This is a genomic window from Streptomyces sp. 2131.1, assembly GCF_900105515.1.
Classification (GTDB): Bacteria; Actinomycetota; Actinomycetes; order Streptomycetales; family Streptomycetaceae; genus Streptomyces; species Streptomyces drozdowiczii.
Genome location: NZ_FNSY01000001.1, coordinates 2406427 through 2423145 on the forward strand (window position 1 = coordinate 2406427; position 16719 = coordinate 2423145).

Consider the following 16719-nt stretch of genomic DNA (forward strand, 5'->3'; position numbering starts at 1 on the left):
CGCGCGGCAGGGTCAGCGGTCGTGGATCCGGGATGACAGATGTCATGCGCCGGGGGTGACGGTCGTGCTTCCGGTACGCCGTTGCCGGGGGTGCGGCCCGGTCCGGGAGCGCCGCCGCCCCCGGCCGGGGGTCCGGTCGGGGGCGGGTGGGGCGTGGTGCGTACGGGTCAGCCGTTGCCTTCGAGGTCGATCGTGACGGTGCGCTCGGCCGGGGTCTTGCCGAGCAGCGCGCCCTTCATGGCGAAGGCGATGTCGTCCGCGCTGAGCTGGTGCTTCTTGCCGTCGCCCTTGGTGATCATGACGCCGTCGAAGACACCGGCGCAGAGCCGGTCGATGGCCTTCTTGTCGTAGTAGTCGACGAGCTTGCCGTCGACGGCCTTCATCGACAGGATCTGCGGCAGCGACTTGGCCGGGCCGAAGGGGATCTCCTTGCCGCCGGCCCTGATGACCACCAGACCGGACATCGCCGGCTTGGCGAACTCCTGCATCGCCCGGTCCAGTTCGGCCTGGGTGATGGTGGGTTGCTTGGTGACGACCGGCAGTTCGACGCTCTTCGTGACCCCGGTCTCGACCTGGGCGCGGTAGGCGTCCCGGACGGAGACCATCGACTTGTTGACGTCGAGCGACTTGCCGGCCTTGCCCGGTACGGCGACGGGCTTGCCCGGCTCGAACTTGATCGTGCCGTCCTGCGCGGTGCCCGAGGCGCCGGCCAGGTCCTGGAGCGCGACGCCGAGCTTCTCCTCGTCGACCGGGAGCACCGGGTCGACGGTTCGCTCGCCGCCGAAGAGCGAGCCGATGACGGAGACCGGGTTGTAGTCGCTGCCCGCTGCGGAGCGCACGGTGGCCTGGCTGTCCAGGGAGAGCCCGGCCTTGTCCGGCGCGAGCTGCGTCTCCTTGCCGTCCACGGTCAGCTTGAGCGGGGTCGCGGCGCGCTTGGCGAGCGCGGCGTCCAGCTTCTCGACGCCGTCCTCCTTCGTGCCGCCGCCGATGTCCACACCGAGAACGGTGGTGCCCTTGGGTACGTCGGAGTGGTTCATCAGCAGACCGGCGCCGTACGCGACACCGAGCGCGCAGACCGCCGCGACGCCGAGCAGGACCAGCTTCGAGCGGCCCTTCTTGGCGGGCGCCGGCTTGGGCGCGGGACGGGCGGCGGGAGCAGGCGCGGGCGACGTCGGCGCGACGCCACCGGGGCCGCCCGGGCCGCCGGGTCCGCCCGGTCCGGTGCCCATCGGGTCGCGCGGGGCGTTCCGGTCGCCGGGCACGACGGGGATGCCGCTGTTCAGCGTGTCACCCGAGACGTTGCCACCCGGGCCACCCGGGGGCGGCGCGAACTGCGGGGTGAGGACGGCGGTGTCGTCGGACATGCGCGGCACACCGCCGGGCCCGGGGCCGACCGGGTTCTGCGGGCCCATGCCCGGCGGGTAGGGGCCGGGGCCGTCCAGGTTCGGGGTGAGGGGCGAGGTGCCGGCGGCCGGGCCCGTGGTGGGGCCGGCCGGGCCCGGGGTGCGGACGCCGAGGTCGGGTGTGGAGCGCGAGCCGCCGGGGCCCTCCGGGAAGTCGCGCTGCGGTCCGTCCGAGAAGTACGGCAGGTCGGTACGGGGCCCCGAGGGCGGGGAGACCCGCCCTGCGTCGGGACCGCCGGGCCGGGAGCCGGGGCCGCCGGGACCCGCGGGCGCACCGGGACCGCCGGACGCACCGGCACCCCCAGGACCGCCGGCCGCACCCGCACCACCAGGGCCACCGGCCGCACCAGGACCGCCGGGCACACCCGCACCGTCCACCGCCGGGAAGCCCGCGCCGTCCGTGTCGCCGCCGGGGCGGCCCTCGGTCGAGGGCTTCGCGGCGGCCGGAGGCTTGCGCGGGGCGAACCAGTCGCTGCCGCTCTTCTCCTTGGCCGGCGTCTCGGCGGGTTCCGCGGCCGGGGCCGCGTCCTCGCCGGACTCGGCAGCCGAGGACTCGGGCGTCTGCGGGGCGCCGCCCTGCGCCGGAGCGCCCGGACGCGGGGTCGAGCCGGTGCGCTCGCCGCCGTCCGCGTCGCTCATCGGCGTACGCATGACAACCGGCGGGATGGGGCGCGAGCCGGGGATGTTGATCCGGATGCGCGTCGTCAGCGTCGTCTCGGTCTTCGGCTCTTCGGGCCGGTCCGGATCGGCAGGTTCCGGGGACCCGTCCGGGGCGTCCTGCGACGGGTGCAGCGACGGATACTGGCGGGATCCGTACGGCGGCGTACCCGAGGGGTACGCGGCTCCTCCGCGACCCTGGGGCCCGGAGGACGAACTGTCAGTTTCACGACTCAAAGCAGGTTCTCCCGATTGGCTCCGCCGCCCGTACCTTCCCCCGTGCCGCAGCCCGGGCGCGCGAACCACCATACTGGCCGCCGCCGGCACACACCCCGCGACCGGGGGAAACGACTGCGCACCCCCCGGACGGGCAGGGGGCATTACGGGATCGGACGGAGCACATTACTTGGCAGGTCGGCCGCTGTCGGCCCGCTGCCGGGGCGATCGCGACATGGTGGCACAGATCACAGCGATGGCCATTCCGCCCAGCATGAAGAGCCCGAGGCCGAGCGCGTCACCGAAGACATAGTCCCCTTCGGGCCGTCCACTGAGCAGAACAACGATGGAAATCAGCCATCCCGCCGCCGGTGCCGCCGCTCCCGGCTGGGTACCCGTCAGCGTGCGGCCGCCGTAGAAGAGGCCGGCCGCCGCCGCCAGGGCGAGCAGCAGACCGCCGGGGAACCAGGCGGCCTGCACGAGTGCCCCGGCGATGCCGACGACGGCGCCGAGGACCACGAGGCCGAACAGGGCGGCGATCCGGGCGGGGTTGACGGGCGCTGCCAGACCGATGGCCGGAATGTCCTTCTTCTGGGCATCGGTCCGGCCGCCGCCGGCGCGTGCCCTGCTGCTGCCGCTCATCGGCCGGCTCCCGGCACACCCGCGAAGAGATCGTGTTCGCGTTCGCCCGCCGGAGTCCCCGGCGTACCGGCGGCCAACTCGTAGTACTCGGTGGTGAACACGGGCTGGCCCAGGTCGTTCGACAGCGCGAAGTACCGCCCCTGAAGGGCGATCTGGGTGACGTGCGCCCGCATCGCCTCGCTCTTGGCGTCCTCGTACCCGGCGCCGTCGATCACGGTGGTGACCCGCTCCTCGTCCACCACACCCGGTACGTCGTCGATCCCGGCGATCCCCGGGAAGGCGTCGGGGGCCTCGGCGCGCAGCGCGGCGAACCCCTTCTCGGCGACGGGACGCGGCACGCGGTTCCAGTAGACCTTCGCGATGGCGTGCGGGGCGCCCTCGCCGGGGCGGTACGCGGCGTCGGCGGCCAGCTCCGCGGCGCGGGTGGCGACGCGGTGGGCCTGGATGTGGTCGGGGTGGCCGTAGCCCCCGTCGGGGTCGTACGTCACCAGGACCTGGGGGCGCACCTCGCGGATGACGTCGACGAGGTGACCGGCGGCCTCGTCGAGGTCGGCCGCCCAGAAGGCGCCGGGGCGGTGGTTCTGCCCGGCGCCCATCATCCCCGAGTCCCGGTAGCGCCCCGCGCCGCCGAGGAAGCGGTGGTCGGTGACGCCCAGCGCCCGCATGGCCGCCGCCAGTTCGCCGCGGCGGTGGGGGCCCAGGCTGTCGTCCCGGTCCGCGGCGAGATGGGCGAGGGCGGGCGGGATGACCTCCCCCTCCTCGCCGAGTGTGCAGGTCACCAGCGTGACCAGGGCGCCCTCGGCCGCGTACCTGGCCATGGTGGCGCCGTTGTTGATCGACTCGTCGTCCGGGTGCGCGTGCACCAGGAGCAGCCGCCGGGCGGGAAGGTCCGTCATGGGGACCAGCCTACGAGCCGCCGGCCTCCTGGACCGACGGCGGCCCGGCGACGGGCGCCGATGGAGCGACGGGTGACGGGGTCAGAACTTTATGTCCCCGATCATGCCGGCCACGTTCGTGGTCAGCTCGGAGATGGTGGGTGCGATGGTCGAGTCGGCGAGATAGAAACCGAGCAGCGCGCAGACGACCGCATGTCCTCCCTTCAGTCCGGACTTCCGGATCAGCAGGAAGACGATGATCGCCAGCAGCACCACCGCCGAAATCGAGAGCGCCACAGCGGTTCACCTCCATCGGTACGGTCGGGGACGGGCAGCACGCGTGGAGCCAGCAGGTTCATACCCACCGAGCGCTACGGATCATAACTATCCGTGGCACCGCATTGTTCGGGGCACAGCAGCACGAGGGGCGCACGGACGGGCGCGGCCGATAGGTTCGGCGCATGACTTCGTCAGAGATCACGTTTCCGCTCCAGTTGGCCCGGACCATGAGATTCACCCTCGGGGCGCCGCGCGCTTTCACGGTGTCACCCGACGGTGGACGCGTGGTCTACCTGCGCTCGGGTTCCGGTACCGATCGCACGGGCCGTCTCTGGGTGCTGGATCTGGAGGGGGACGGCGCCCCGAGGGAGCGCCTGGTGGCCGATCCGGAGGCGCTGCTGGGCGGCTCGCGGGAGCGTCTGTCGGCGCAGGAGCGCGCCCGGCGGGAGCGCAGCCGCGAGGGCTCGGCGGGGATCGTGGGCTACGCGGTGGACGCGGCTGCCGAGTTGGCCGTGTTCGCGCTGTCGGGGAAGGTGTACGTGGCCGATCTGCGCGGGGGAACGGCGCGTGCGCTGCCCGTGCCGGGGCCGGTGATCGACCCGCGTCCCTCCCCCGACGGACGACACGTCGCTTATGTGTCCAAGGGTGCACTGCGCGTCGTCTCCACCGACGGCGAGGCGGACCGCGCGCTCGCCGAGCCGGAGGACGGCCATGTCACCTACGGGCTCGCGGAGTTCATCGCGGCCGAGGAGATGCAACGCTTCCAGGGATTCTGGTGGTCGCCGGACTCGGACCGGCTGCTGGTGGCCCGGGTCGACGACAGCCCCGTCCGGCGGTGGTGGATCGCGGACCCCGCGCACCCCGACCGCAAGCCGGCCGAAGTCGCCTACCCGGCCGCCGGCACGCCCAACGCCGTGGTGGGGCTGCACGTCGTGGGCCTGGACGGCAGGCGCACCGAAGTGGAGTGGGACCGGGCCAGGTTCCCCTATCTGGCGCGGGTGCACTGGTCCTCGTACGGGGCTCCGCTGCTGCTCGTCCAGGCCCGGGACCAGCAGAGCCAGCTGTGCCTGGCGGTGGACCCGGAGACCGGGGCGACCCGGACCGTGCACGCGGACGAGGACCCGGTGTGGCTGGAGCTGTTCCCCGGGGTGCCCGCGTGGGCGCCGGACGGGCGGCTGGTGCGCATCGCGGACGAGGGCGGGGCGCGGGTCCTCGCGGTGGGCGACCGGCCGCTGACCGGGGCGCAGTTGCACCTCGGGACGGTGCTGGACATCGGGGAGTCGGACGTCCTGGTGACGGCGTCGGCGGGCGAGGAGGCGGCCGCGCCGGAGATCGGCGAGACCCACGTGTACCGGGTCAACGAGCTGGGCGTGGAAAGGGTCTCGGAGGGTACCGGTGTGCATACGGCGGTACGGTCCGGCCGGGTGACGGTGCTTGTCTCGGCCACGCCGGAGCGGCCGGGGACGACGGCGCGGGTGCTGCGGGACGGCAAGGAGATCGCGGTCGTCGCGAGCCACTCCGAGCCGCCGGTGCTGTCGGCACGGCCGGTGTTCACCGAAGGGGGCGCACGGCGGATTCCGTGCGCCGTACTGCTCCCCACCGGGTACTCGGAGTCGGACGGTCCGCTTCCGGTCCTCATGGACCCGTACGGCGGGCCGCACGGCAGGCGCGTCGCCGCCGCCCACAATCCGCATCTCACCTCGCAGTGGTTCGCGGACCAGGGCTTCGCGGTGATCGTCGCGGACGGGCGCGGCACACCCGGCCGTTCACCGGCCTGGGAGAAGGCGGTGAGGAACAATCTGGCGCTCAGCCTCGACGACCAGGTGGAGGCCCTGCACGCCCTCGCGGAGCGGTTCCCGCTGGATCTGGGCCGGGTGGCGATCCGGGGCTGGTCGTTCGGCGGCTTCCTGGCGGGCCTGGCCGCGCTCCGCCGGCCCGACGTCTTCCACGCGGCGGTCGTCGGCGCCCCGGTGACCGACCAGCGGCTCTACGACACGCACTACACCGAGCGCTACCTGGGCGATCCGGCGGAGCAGCCGGAAGTGTACGCGTACAACTCACTGCTCACCGACGAGGGGCTGTCGCACGCGGCCGAGCGGGTGTGCCCGATGATGATCATCCACGGTCTGGCGGACGACAACGTGGTCGTCGCGCACAGCCTGCGGTTCTCCTCGGCGCTGCTGGCAGCCGGCCGCCCGCACGAGGTGCTGCCGCTGAGCGGGGTGACCCACATGACCCCGCAGGAGAAGGTGGCCGAAAACCTGCTGCTGCTGCAGGTGGACTTCCTGAAGCGGTCGTTGGGGCTCTGACTCACCAGCCCGGCGGCGGCTGGGAGGGCGGCGGGGGCGGGCCGAAGCCGCCGCCGCCCTGCGGGTAGCCGTAGCCGGGCGGCTGGTGCCCCGGGTACGGAGGCGTGAGCGGTGCGGGGCCCGGGCCGCCTGCCCATGGGTCCGGGCCGGGCGCGGGGACGGGGCCGGGCACGGCGAGGGCGATCAGCGCGACGAGTGCGGCCAGCAGCTGGAAGATCCAGCTGAGCAGGTTGAGCTGCAGCTCGCCCCCCAGCTCGCCGAAGTGGTCCAGCAGGTCGTAGTGGGCGATCCGGACCACCCCGAACACCCCGCCGGGCAGCAGCAGCGCGGCGGCCACCAGGCCGAACGAACGCGCGTGCCGGGCCCGCACCACAGCGCTGAAACCGGCGAACACGCAGAGCAGGAACAGCGTCACGGTGGCCCAGCCCGGCGGCGGACCGGTCAGGTACTGCGCGATCCCGTCGGAGCCCACGTACCAGTCGGGGAGGATCTCCGGGTACCGCACGGCCTGGCGGATGTCCCAGGCCATCGGCACGGACCCCGCCGCGCACAGGGCCAGGAACGCCAGTACGCCCGCGCCCCGCCCGGGCCCGGACGGCGTCCGCTCGTAGGAGTCGGCGGGCGGCCGTCGGCCCGCACCGGCGGTGATGATCATCGCGGCTGCCGCGGCGAGGGCGACGAAGGCGCAGATCAGGGCCCGTGAGCGCAGGTCGTCGGAGTACGCGGACTCCATCCGCCGGTTGCCGATGGTCCAGAGCCCGGGGAGCCGCACGGCGATGGTGACCACCCCGGCGACGACGAGCGCGGACGCGGCGGCCGTGCTGCGCAGAGCTGCCACGGCGACGGCCACGTACACCACGAGCAGGACGAGGTCGGTGGACGAGGTCGCGGGCGTGGCCGCCGGCCGGGCGTCCTGGAGCAGTGCCCAGACCCGCCATACTTGCCCGAAATTCGCCGCCTGCGCGTCCCGTATCAGCCAGCACGCGACGATCACCGCGAGCAGGGCGGACAGGACGGCTCCGGTGACTCTTGCTCCGCGGGTGAGTATCACCCCGTCGATACTTCCGTGCGCCCGCCCCTCGGACAAGAGGGCCTGCGGACGGCGGGCGCACGGCGACCGGCCGGGGGGCGTCACACCACCACCGGCCGGTCCACGGCACCCGCACGGCCGTACGTTGTTCATGGTGCCGCGTCCGTATATCGGGGAAGTTGCCCGCGTGTTAACGCCGGGTCAGCTCACCCGGCTGCTCCCGGAGGGCGGTTCCTCGCCGCCCCCGGCCGGGGGCGCGGGAGGCGCCTCGGGAGGCGCCTCGGGAGCCGTGTCGGACGCAGCCTCGGGAGCCGCCTCCGGAGCCGCCTCGGGAGGTGTTCCGGCAGGCGCCTCGTCCGCCTTCTCCGCCGCCCGGTCCGCCGCCTCGGCCTGGCCGCCCTCCCCCGGCACCGGCTCCAGCGTGCCCTCCGGCGGGACCACCCGCTTCTCCTCGGCGAAGTGGCAGGCCGAGTCGTGCCGGGCCGGGGTGTCCGTGTCGCGGAAGGCGGCCGGGACGGCCAGCAGCGGCACCTCCAGCTCGCACCGCTCCTGCGCCTTCCAGCAGCGGGTGCGGAAGCGGCATCCGGACGGGGGGTTGGCGGGCGAGGGCACGTCGCCGTGCAGGATGATCCGCTCGCGGAACTCCCGCGCCATCGGGTCCGGCACCGGCACCGCGGAGAGGAGGGCCTGCGTGTACGGGTGCGTGGGGTGGTCGTAGATCTCCGCGTCCGTGCCGATCTCGACGAACCGTCCCAGGTACATGACGCCGACCCGGTCCGAGATGTGCCGGACGATCGACAGGTCGTGCGCGATGAAGACGTAGCTCAGCTTGAACTCCGCCTGGAGGCGGTCCAGGAGGTTGACGACCTGCGCCTGGACGGAGACGTCGAGCGCGGAGACCGGTTCGTCGGCGACGATGATCTCCGGGTTGAGCGCGAGGCCGCGGGCGATGCCGATGCGCTGGCGCTGACCGCCGGAGAACTGGTGCGGGTACCGGTTGATGTACTCCGGGTTCAGGCCCACCACGTCCAGCAGGTCCTGCACCTTGCGGCGCCGGTCGCCCTTCGGGGCCACCTCCGGGTGGATCTCGTACGGCTCGCCGATGATGTCGCCGACCGTCATGCGCGGGTTGAGCGAGGTGTACGGGTCCTGGAACACCATCTGGATGTTGCGGCGCACGGCCTTCAGCGCGCGGCCGGACAGCTTGGTGATGTCCTCGCCCTTGTACCGGATGGAGCCGGCCGTCGGCTGCTCCAGGTGGACGAGGAGCCGCGCGACCGTCGACTTGCCGCAGCCGGACTCCCCCACCACGCCGAGGGTCTCACCGGCCCCGAGGTCGAAGGTGACCCCGTCGACCGCCTTGACCGCGCCGACCTGCTTCTTGATGAGGATGCCCTGGGTCAGCGGGTAGTGCTTGACGAGGTCGCGCACCTCCAGGATCGGTTCGCCGCCCGCGTAGGCGCTCTCCTGGCGCGACTTGGACAGCAGGGTGCGCGCGGTCTCGCCCTCCTCGCGCGCTTCCTTGCGCCCCGAGTGGTCAGCGTGCATCGAGCGTCTCCTTCCAGAAGTGGCAGGCGCTCTGTCGGTGCTCGGCCACGTCGTACAGCGGCGGCACGTCGGTGCGGCAGACGTCCTGGGCCATCGGGCAGCGCGGGTTGAAGGCGCAGCCGGGCGGGATGTGCAGCAGGTTGGGCGGCAGGCCCTTGATCGCGTACAGCTCCTGCCCCTTCTGGTCCAGGCGCGGGATCGAGGCCAGCAGACCCTTGGTGTACGGGTGGGCGGGCGCCTTGTAGATGTCGTGCACGGGCGAGGTCTCGACGATCCGGCCCGCGTACATCACCGCGATCTTGTCGGCGACGTCCGCCACGACGCCGAGGTCGTGGGTGATGAGGATCAGGCCCATGTTCAGCTCGCGCTGGAGCTCCGCGAGGAGGTCCATGACCTGGGCCTGGACGGTGACGTCGAGGGCGGTGGTCGGCTCGTCCGCGATGATCAGGGAGGGTTCGAGGGCCAGCGCCATCGCGATCATGATGCGCTGGCGCATACCGCCGGAGAACTGGTGCGGGTAGTTGCCCACCCGTTCCTTGGCGGCCGGGATGCGGACCCGGTCCATCAGCTCGACGGCCCTGGCCTTCGCGTCCTTGCGGGACATCCCGCGGTGCACGACGTACATCTCGCCGAGCTGCTCGCCCACGGTCAGGACGGGGTTGAGGGAGGAGAGCGCGTCCTGGAAGATCATGGCCATCTCCTGGCCGCGGATCTTCCGGCGCTCCTCCTTCTTCATGGTCAGCAGGTCGCGGTCCTTGAACAGGATCTCGCCCCGCGGGATCTTCCCCGGAGGCATGTCGAGGATGCCCATGACCGCCTGCGCGGTGACCGACTTGCCGGAGCCCGACTCGCCGAGCACCGCGAGCGTCTCGCCCTCGGCCACCGAGTAGTTGACCCCGTTGACGGCCTGGACGACCCCGTCCCGGGTGTGGAACTCCACGTGCAGATCGCGCACTTCGAGCAACATGGCAGCGGACTCCTCAGCGCAGCTTGGGGTCGAGGGCGTCGCGCACCGCGTCGCCGAGCATGATGAAGGCGAGCACCGTGACGGCCAGCGCGCCGGCCGGCCAGAGGAGCATGTGCGGGGCGTTGCGGATGTACTGGGACGCGGCGGAGATGTCGATGCCCCAGGAGACGGCGGGCGGCTTGAGGCCCACGCCGAGGAACGACAGGGTCGCCTCCAGGGAGATGTACGTGCCCAGCGCGATGGTCGCGACGACGATGACCGGGGCGACGGCGTTCGGCGCGATGTGCCGCAGCATCATCCGCCCGTTGGAGGCGCCGAGGGCCCGGGCGGCCTGGACGTAGTCGTTGTGCTTCGCGGTGATGACGGAGCCGCGGGCGATGCGGGCGATCTGCGGCCAGCCGAGCAGCACGATGAAGCCGATCACCGGCCAGACGGTGGAGCTGGTCACCACGGAGAGGAAGACCAGGCCGCCGAGGACGACGGGGATGCCGAAGAAGATGTCGGTGAGGCGGGAGAGGATCGCGTCCCACCAGCCGCCGAAGAAGCCCGCGAGTGCGCCGAGGACGCTGCCGATGACGGCGACGCCGACGGTGGAGCAGATGCCGACGGTGACGGAGTTGCGGGCGCCGTAGACGACGCGGGTGTAGACGTCGCAGCCCTGTCCGTCGTAGCCGAAGGGGTGGCCGGGCTGGGAGCCCTGCTGGGCGTTGCCGAGGTCGCAGTCGAGGGGGTCGCCGGACGCGATGAGCTGCGGCCAGATCGAGATGACGACCAGGAACAGGATGATCAGGGCCGAGATGATGAAGACCGGGTTGCGGCGCAGGTCGCGCCAGGCGTCGGACCACAGGCTCTGCGGTTTGGTGTCGGGACCGGTGCCCTCGGGACCGCCCGGCGTCTTCTCCAGGCTGTCGCCCTCCGCGAGGGCGAGGTCCGTCGGTCCGCCGGCGCCGGCGGCCGAGATCGCCTCGTCCGGTGTCTGCTCAGGCATAGCGGATCCTCGGGTCGAGTACGGCGTAGAGGAGGTCGACGATCAGGTTGGCCGCCAGGAAGACGAGCACCAGGACGGTGACGAACCCGACCACGGTCTGCGAGTTCTGGCGCAGGATGCCCTGGTAGAGCTGGTATCCGACGCCGTGGATGTTGAAGATCCGCTCGGTGACGATCGCCCCGCCCATCAGGGCGCCCACGTCCGTGCCGATGAAGGTGACGACGGGGATAAGCGAGTTGCGCAGCAGGTGCCGGATGACCACGCGGCGCCGGGGCAGGCCCTTCGCGGTCGCGGTGCGGACGTAGTCGGCGCGGGAGTTCTCCGCGATCGAGGTCCGGGTGAGCCGGGTGACGTAGGCCAGCGAGACGGAGGCGACCACCAGGCCCGGGATGAGCAGCTCGTTGAGCGGGGCCTCGGGCGAGACGGACGGTTTGATGACGCCCCACTCGACGCCCAGCAGCAGCTGGAGCAGCAGACCGGTGACGAAGGTCGGGATGGAGATCACGATCAGCGTGAGGATCAGCACGGCGGTGTCGACGGGCCGGCCGCGGCGCAGCCCGGTGACGACGCCGAGGCTGATGCCGATGACGATCTCGAAGACGATCGCGACGAGGGTGAGGCGGATGGTGATGGGGAACGCGGTGCCCATCAGCTCGGTGACCTCCTGCCCGTTGAACGCGGTGCCGAAGTCGCCGGTGAAGACGTTGCCCATGTAGGTGAGGTACTGCTGCCACACCGGCTTGTCGAGGCCGAATTCCGTGCGGAGTTGGGCGGCGGTCGCCGGGTCGCACTGGCGGTCGCCGCAGAGGCCCGCGATGGGGTCGCCCATCACGTTCACCATGAGGAAGATCAACAGCGTGGTGCCGAAGAAGACCGGGATCATCTGCAGCAGCCGCCGGATCACATAACGTCCCATGAAGGGCTCCGGGGGTCGCGGGGGGACGGAGGCTGAGGAGTCGGGGGACGGGGAAGCCGGGCGGCCGGTGCGTCACCGCACGGTCACCCGGCTCGGTCCCCTACTTGACCTTGATCTGCTCGTACACCGGAACGCTGAACTGGTTCAGCGAGACGTTGGTGACGTTCTCCGAGTAGCCGGCGCTGCCGTTCTGGTACCAGAGCGGGATGACGGGCATCTGCTGGACCATGACCTTCTCGGCGTCCTGGAAGGTCGAGACGGCCTTGGCCTTGTCGGACTCGGCGTTGGCCTTGTCGACGAGGTCGTCGAACTGCTTGTTGTTCCACTTGCCGTCGTTGGACGAGGCGTTGGTGTAGTACACGGGCTGCAGGAAGTTCTGGATGAGCGGGTAGTCCATCTGCCAGCCCGCGCGCCAGGCGCCGTGCAGCTTCTGCTGGGAGACCTGGCTGCGGAAGTCGGCGAAGGTGCCGACGGGGGCGCCCACGCACGCCTTGTTGTTGCCCATGACCTTGTTGATGCTGTTGCAGACGGCGTCGACCCACTCCTTGTGCGAGCCGGTGTCGCCGTTGTACGAGATCTTGAGCTGGCCGCCGGGGATGCCGCCACCGTCCTCGATCATCTTCTTGGCCTCGGCGGCGTTGTAGGTGCACTCCTTGCCGCAGAGGCCCTTCTTGAAGCCGCCCTCCTCACCGAGGACCGGGGAGGTCCAGTCGGACGCGGGGGTGCGGGTCTTCTGGAAGATCTGGTCGGTGATCTGCTGCCGGTTGATCGCCATCGACAGGCCCTGGCGCACCTTGATCGCGCCCTGGGTGTTCCAGTTCTTGTCGTAGAACGGGAAGGCGAGGGTCTGGATGATGCCGGCCGGGGTGTTGATGTAGCGGTCGCCGAGGTCCGACTTCACGTTCTTGAGCTGCGAGGCGGGCACGTCGTCGACGAGGTCGAGGTTGCCGGCCGTCAGGTCGGTGTAGGCGGTGTTGTTGTCGGTGTAGACCTTGAGGTCGATGCCGCCGTTCTGCGCCTTGTCGTCCCCGGGGTAGTCGTCCCACTTCCGCAGGTTCATCGAGGAGCCCTTGGTGTACTTGTCGATGGTGTACGGGCCGTTGCCGATGGGCTTCTTGAGCCAGGCCGCGTGGTCCGTGAAGAAGGTCTTGGGGAGCGGTGCGAAGGCCGGGTAGCCGAGGGTGTCGGGCCACAGCGAGAACTTCTGCGACAGCTTGACGGTGAAGGTCCTGGCGTCGACGACCTTGAGGCCGGAGAGCTTGGTGGCGCTCGCCTTGCCGGTCTCGGGGTGGACCTTGTCGTAGCCGTCGATGTAGCCGAAGAAGTAGGCGTTCTTCTGGTTGTTCTTGAGGACCGCGCCGTAGTTCCAGGCGTCGACGAAGGAGTTGGCGGTGATCTTCTCGCCGTTGCTGAAGGTCCAGCCGTCCTTCACCGTGACGGTGAAGTTCTGGTTGTCCTTGGTCTCGATCTTCTCGGCGAGCATGTTGAGGGCCTCGCCGGTCTTCGGGTCGTACCTCTTCAGGCCCCGGAAGATCATGTCGAGCACCTTGCCGCCCTGCACCTCGTTGGTGTTGGCGGGCTCCAGCGGGTTCTGCGGGTCACCCCAGGACGAGCTGACGATCCCGTCGGCGCCACCTCCGCCACCACCGCTGTCGCCCCCGCCGCAGGCCGTCGCCGCCAGGGCGACGGCCGCCGCGCATGCGGCCCACTTGACGTGTGTGGCTCCGCGCATGGAGTGCCTCCTCATTGTGCTCCGGCTTACGTGAGGTCAAATATCACCTCATATCGGCACTCATGCATGCACATACCCGCCATACGGGGCAATCGGCACCACAGGGACCCCACGGGGACGTTTGCGGTAGCAATCACAAGGGTGATTCCGGGCGGAATCGACGCCTCCTCATAAATAACCTCAACACTCCCTCAAGTTACTTATGCGGCTATGAAGTTCACCCATAACGTGACCCGCGTACCGCACCAGAAGGCCCCCTAGGAGGACCTGCGTGAAGCGCGTCATCAGCACCGCCGTCACCGCCGCTCTGCTCGGCGCCGGCGTCGTCGCCGGGACCGCCGCCCCGGCGTCGGCGGCAGCGGCATGCGACAGCAGCCCGATCTACTCGATCGGCGACAAGAAGACCGTCTGGCGCGCCACCCAGGTGCACAGCGACTGGGCGAAGCCCGGTGTCACCATCTCGTACTCGAAGAACAAGACCGGTTCCTGGACCGCGACCGGGACGGCGACCGTCGGCGCCGAGGCGGGCGTCATCTTCGCCAAGGCCTCCACCTCCTTCAGCGTCTCGGTCGGCAAGACCTGGTCCAAGTCGGACACCTGGACGTACGCCGCCACGGTCAAGAAGAAGAGCGGCAAGTCCCGCGGCCGGCTGATGATGTACCACGAGGCCAAGGGCTTCAGCGTGACGAAGTACCGGATGGTGCCCAAGAGCACCGGCGGCTGCAAGAAGAGCAAGGTCTGGAAGAAGAGCAACAACGTCGCCCCGGTCAAGAGGAGCAACAACCTCTGGGGAATCCAGTACGCGTAACACCGAGGGCCCGGTGCGGACCGTCATGAACAGCGGAGGGTGACGGTCCTCGCTCCCGCTCGTGTACGAAAGCAAAGGCGCCCCGGAACCGTTCGGTTCCGGGGCGCCTTTCGTCGCGCGCGGCAGGTTACGAGGCCGCGTGCACCACGTCCTTCTCCTCCGCGAAGTGGCAGGCCGACTCGTGGGCGGCCGGCGTCTTCGACGCCTTGAAGCGCTCGGGGACCGCGAGGAGCGGCACCTCGGTGGCGCACTTGTCCTGGGCCTTCCAGCAGCGGGTGCGGAAGCGGCAGCCCGACGGCGGGTTGGCCGGGGACGGGACGTCACCGGAGAGGATGATCCGCTCGCGGCCCTCGCGGGCCTCCGGGTCGGGGACCGGGACCGCCGACAGCAGTGCCTGGGTGTAGGGGTGCGTCGGGTGCTCGTAGATCTGCGCGTCCGTACCGATCTCGGCCATCTTGCCGAGGTACATGACGCCGACCCGGTCCGAGATGTGCCGGACGATCGACAGGTCGTGCGCGATGAAGAGGTAGGAGAGGTTGAACTCGTCCTGGAGCTTCTCCATCAGGTTGATGACCTGCGCCTGCACCGACACGTCGAGCGCGGAGACCGGCTCGTCGCAGATGATGATCTCCGGGTTGAGCGCGAGGCCGCGGGCGATGCCGATGCGCTGGCGCTGACCGCCGGAGAACTGGTGCGGGTACCGGTTGATGTACTCCGGGTTCAGGCCCACCACGTCCAGGAGCTCCTGGACCCTGCGCCGCCGGTCGCCCTTGGGGGCCACCTCGGGGTGGATGTCGAAGGGCTCCCCGATGATGTCACCGACGGTCATCCGCGGGTTCAGCGAGGTGTACGGGTCCTGGAACACCATCTGGATGTTCCGCCGCACGGCCTTCAGCGCACGCCCGGACAGCTTGGTGATGTCCTGGCCCTTGTAGAAGATCTCGCCGGCCGTCGCCTGCTCCAGCAGCATGAGGAGCTTGGCGACGGTGGACTTGCCGCAGCCGGACTCGCCCACGATGCCGAGCGTCTCGCCCGCGTACAGGTCGAACGAGATGCCGTCCACGGCCTTGACCGCGCCGACCTGCTTCTTGAACAGGATGCCCTGGGTCAGCGGGAAGTGCTTGACCAGGTTGCGCACCTGGATGATCGGCTCGCCCTGCGCGGCCGGCTCCTCGATGGCGTTGACGGCGGCCGTCTCGGTGGACGCCTCGGTCTTCGCCACTTCGGTGACGTTCGGGGTGGCGTCCACCGGCTTCTTCTCGATGTCAGCCATGGATCGTCTCCTTCCAGAAGTGGCACGCGCTGCCGCGGCCGACCAGCTCGGTGCCGTCACGCTCGGTCACCTGGCTGAGCACCGGGATGTCCGTGCGGCAGACGTCCTCCGCCCGGGCGCAGCGCGGGTTGAACGCGCAGCCCGAGGGGATGTTCTGCAGGTTGGGCGGGAGGCCCTTGATCGCGTACAGCTCCTGGCCCTTCTGGTCCAGGCGCGGGATCGAGGCCAGCAGGCCCTCGGTGTACGGGTGCGCGGGGCGCTTGTAGATCTCGTGCACCGGGGCAGTCTCGACGATCCGGCCCGCGTACATCACGGCGATCTTGTCGGCGACGTCCGCGACCACACCCAGGTCGTGGGTGATGAGGATCAGGCCCATGTTGTACTCGCGCTGGAGCTCCGCGAGGAGGTCCATGACCTGGGCCTGGACGGTCACGTCGAGCGCGGTGGTCGGCTCGTCCGCGATGATCAGGTCCGGCTCCAGGGCGAGCGCCATCGCGATCATGATGCGCTGGCGCATACCGCCGGAGAACTCGTGGGGGTAGTCACCGACACGCTGCTTCGCCGCCGGGATACGCACCCGGTCCATCAGTTCGATGGCCTTGGCCTTGGCGTCCTTGCGCGACATCCCGCGGTGGGCGCGGAACATCTCGCCCAGCTGGAAGCCCACGGAGAGCACGGGGTTGAGCGAGGACAGCGCGTCCTGGAAGATCATCGCCATCTTGGCACCGCGGAGCCTGCGGCGCTCGTTCTCGGGCATGGACAGGATCTCCTGCCCCTGGAAGTAGATCTCGCCGCCGGATATCCGGCCGGGAGGGCTGTCCAGGATGCCCATGATCGCCTGTGCGGTGACCGACTTGCCGGAGCCGGATTCGCCCAGCACGGCGAGCGTCTCGCCCGCGTCCACGCTGTAGCTGACACCGTTGACGGCCTTCGTCACGTTGTCGCGGACCTTGAACTCGACCTGGAGGTCGCGTACTTCGAGCAGCGGGGCGGCCTTGTCCGGACCGCTGCCGCCGGCTGTCTCGGCGCTGGTCATGTCATCACCTTCGGCTTGCTCGTTCAGCTTGTTCGTCTTC

At 70.5% G+C, this 16719-nt stretch carries 14 protein-coding genes; 2 read left to right on the top strand and 12 right to left on the bottom strand.

Translation table 11 applies throughout. The features are described from left to right. Positions 1-167: 167 nt before the first annotated feature. The 4 genes from BLW14_RS10620 to BLW14_RS10640 form a co-directional block, all read right to left on the bottom strand. On the bottom strand, positions 168-2297 hold the full coding sequence (locus tag BLW14_RS10620) for a peptidoglycan binding domain-containing protein (protein WP_177153946.1): 2130 nt from the start codon (positions 2295-2297) through the stop codon (positions 168-170). A gap of 165 nt (positions 2298-2462) precedes the next feature. Next, the gene (locus BLW14_RS10630) at positions 2463-2918 is read right to left on the bottom strand and encodes a DUF6113 family protein (RefSeq protein ID WP_093706556.1); all 456 of its coding nucleotides are present in this window, start codon (positions 2916-2918) and stop codon (positions 2463-2465) included. After that, positions 2915-3814, bottom strand: a complete 900-nt coding sequence (mshB, locus tag BLW14_RS10635; protein WP_093706558.1) for an N-acetyl-1-D-myo-inositol-2-amino-2-deoxy-alpha-D-glucopyranoside deacetylase — start codon at positions 3812-3814, stop codon at positions 2915-2917. The genes BLW14_RS10630 and mshB overlap by 4 nt, the downstream gene beginning before the upstream one ends. An 81-nt stretch (positions 3815-3895) precedes the next feature. Beyond that, entirely contained in the window at positions 3896-4090 is a 195-nt protein-coding gene (locus BLW14_RS10640; RefSeq protein ID WP_093706560.1) for a hypothetical protein, read from the bottom strand. Positions 4091-4299: 209 nt separating this feature from the next. Here BLW14_RS10640 and BLW14_RS10645 point away from each other — a divergent pair, with 209 nt between their 5' ends. After that, complete coding sequence (locus BLW14_RS10645; RefSeq protein WP_371128119.1) at positions 4300-6381, top strand: S9 family peptidase; 2082 nt, start codon at positions 4300-4302, stop codon at positions 6379-6381. 1 nt (position 6382) lies between these two features. Here BLW14_RS10645 and BLW14_RS10650 read toward each other — a convergent pair whose 3' ends face one another. From BLW14_RS10650 to BLW14_RS10675, 6 genes are all read right to left on the bottom strand, one after another. Then, positions 6383-7432 (bottom strand): hypothetical protein, encoded by a 1050-nt coding sequence (locus BLW14_RS10650; RefSeq protein ID WP_093706564.1) that lies wholly within the window; start codon positions 7430-7432, stop codon positions 6383-6385. Between the two features lie 180 nt (positions 7433-7612). Further along, entirely contained in the window at positions 7613-8959 is a 1347-nt protein-coding gene (locus BLW14_RS10655; protein ID WP_093706566.1) for an ABC transporter ATP-binding protein, read from the bottom strand. Beyond that, complete coding sequence (locus BLW14_RS10660; protein WP_093706568.1) at positions 8949-9926, bottom strand: ABC transporter ATP-binding protein; 978 nt, start codon at positions 9924-9926, stop codon at positions 8949-8951. Before BLW14_RS10660 ends, BLW14_RS10655 begins: the two co-directional genes overlap by 11 nt. A gap of 13 nt (positions 9927-9939) precedes the next feature. Beyond that, positions 9940-10914: an ABC transporter permease gene (locus BLW14_RS10665; RefSeq protein ID WP_093706570.1), complete on the bottom strand. Its 975-nt coding sequence runs from the start codon at positions 10912-10914 to the stop codon at positions 9940-9942. Further along, on the bottom strand, positions 10907-11830 hold the full coding sequence (locus tag BLW14_RS10670) for an ABC transporter permease (RefSeq protein ID WP_093706572.1): 924 nt from the start codon (positions 11828-11830) through the stop codon (positions 10907-10909). Before BLW14_RS10670 ends, BLW14_RS10665 begins: the two co-directional genes overlap by 8 nt. Positions 11831-11930: 100 nt before the next feature. Continuing rightward, positions 11931-13562: a peptide ABC transporter substrate-binding protein gene (locus BLW14_RS10675; RefSeq protein ID WP_093706574.1), complete on the bottom strand. Its 1632-nt coding sequence runs from the start codon at positions 13560-13562 to the stop codon at positions 11931-11933. Positions 13563-13833: 271 nt separating this feature from the next. On the opposite strand from BLW14_RS10675, the gene BLW14_RS10680 reads away from it, so the two are divergent. Beyond that, positions 13834-14370, top strand: a complete 537-nt coding sequence (locus tag BLW14_RS10680; protein WP_093706576.1) for a hypothetical protein — start codon at positions 13834-13836, stop codon at positions 14368-14370. A 127-nt stretch (positions 14371-14497) separates the two neighbouring features. Here the strand turns inward: BLW14_RS10680 and BLW14_RS10685 are convergent, their stop codons facing one another. Together BLW14_RS10685 and BLW14_RS10690 are read right to left on the bottom strand one after the other, a co-directional pair. After that, a complete protein-coding gene (locus BLW14_RS10685) occupies positions 14498-15643 on the bottom strand; it encodes an ABC transporter ATP-binding protein (RefSeq protein WP_093706577.1) in 1146 nt (381 codons plus the stop codon). After that, the gene (locus BLW14_RS10690) at positions 15636-16679 is read right to left on the bottom strand and encodes an ABC transporter ATP-binding protein (protein WP_256332734.1); all 1044 of its coding nucleotides are present in this window, start codon (positions 16677-16679) and stop codon (positions 15636-15638) included. Before BLW14_RS10690 ends, BLW14_RS10685 begins: the two co-directional genes overlap by 8 nt. Between the last annotated feature and the right edge of the window lie 40 nt (positions 16680-16719).

Bases quoted from the DNA above. Each gene is read 5' to 3' on its own strand.
- BLW14_RS10630 (WP_093706556.1), bottom strand. From the start codon at position 2,918: ATGAGCGGCAGCAGCAGGGCACGCGCCGGCGGCGGCCGGACCGATGCC.
- mshB (WP_093706558.1), bottom strand. From the start codon at position 3,814: ATGACGGACCTTCCCGCCCGGCGGCTGCTCCTGGTGCACGCGCACCCG.
- BLW14_RS10645 (WP_371128119.1), top strand. From the start codon at position 4,300: ATGAGATTCACCCTCGGGGCGCCGCGCGCTTTCACGGTGTCACCCGAC.
- BLW14_RS10655 (WP_093706566.1), bottom strand. From the start codon at position 8,959: ATGCACGCTGACCACTCGGGGCGCAAGGAAGCGCGCGAGGAGGGCGAG.
- BLW14_RS10660 (WP_093706568.1), bottom strand. From the start codon at position 9,926: ATGTTGCTCGAAGTGCGCGATCTGCACGTGGAGTTCCACACCCGGGAC.
- BLW14_RS10665 (WP_093706570.1), bottom strand. From the start codon at position 10,914: ATGCCTGAGCAGACACCGGACGAGGCGATCTCGGCCGCCGGCGCCGGC.
- BLW14_RS10670 (WP_093706572.1), bottom strand. From the start codon at position 11,830: ATGGGACGTTATGTGATCCGGCGGCTGCTGCAGATGATCCCGGTCTTC.
- BLW14_RS10675 (WP_093706574.1), bottom strand. From the start codon at position 13,562: ATGCGCGGAGCCACACACGTCAAGTGGGCCGCATGCGCGGCGGCCGTC.
- BLW14_RS10685 (WP_093706577.1), bottom strand. From the start codon at position 15,643: ATGGCTGACATCGAGAAGAAGCCGGTGGACGCCACCCCGAACGTCACC.
- BLW14_RS10690 (WP_256332734.1), bottom strand. From the start codon at position 16,679: ATGACCAGCGCCGAGACAGCCGGCGGCAGCGGTCCGGACAAGGCCGCC.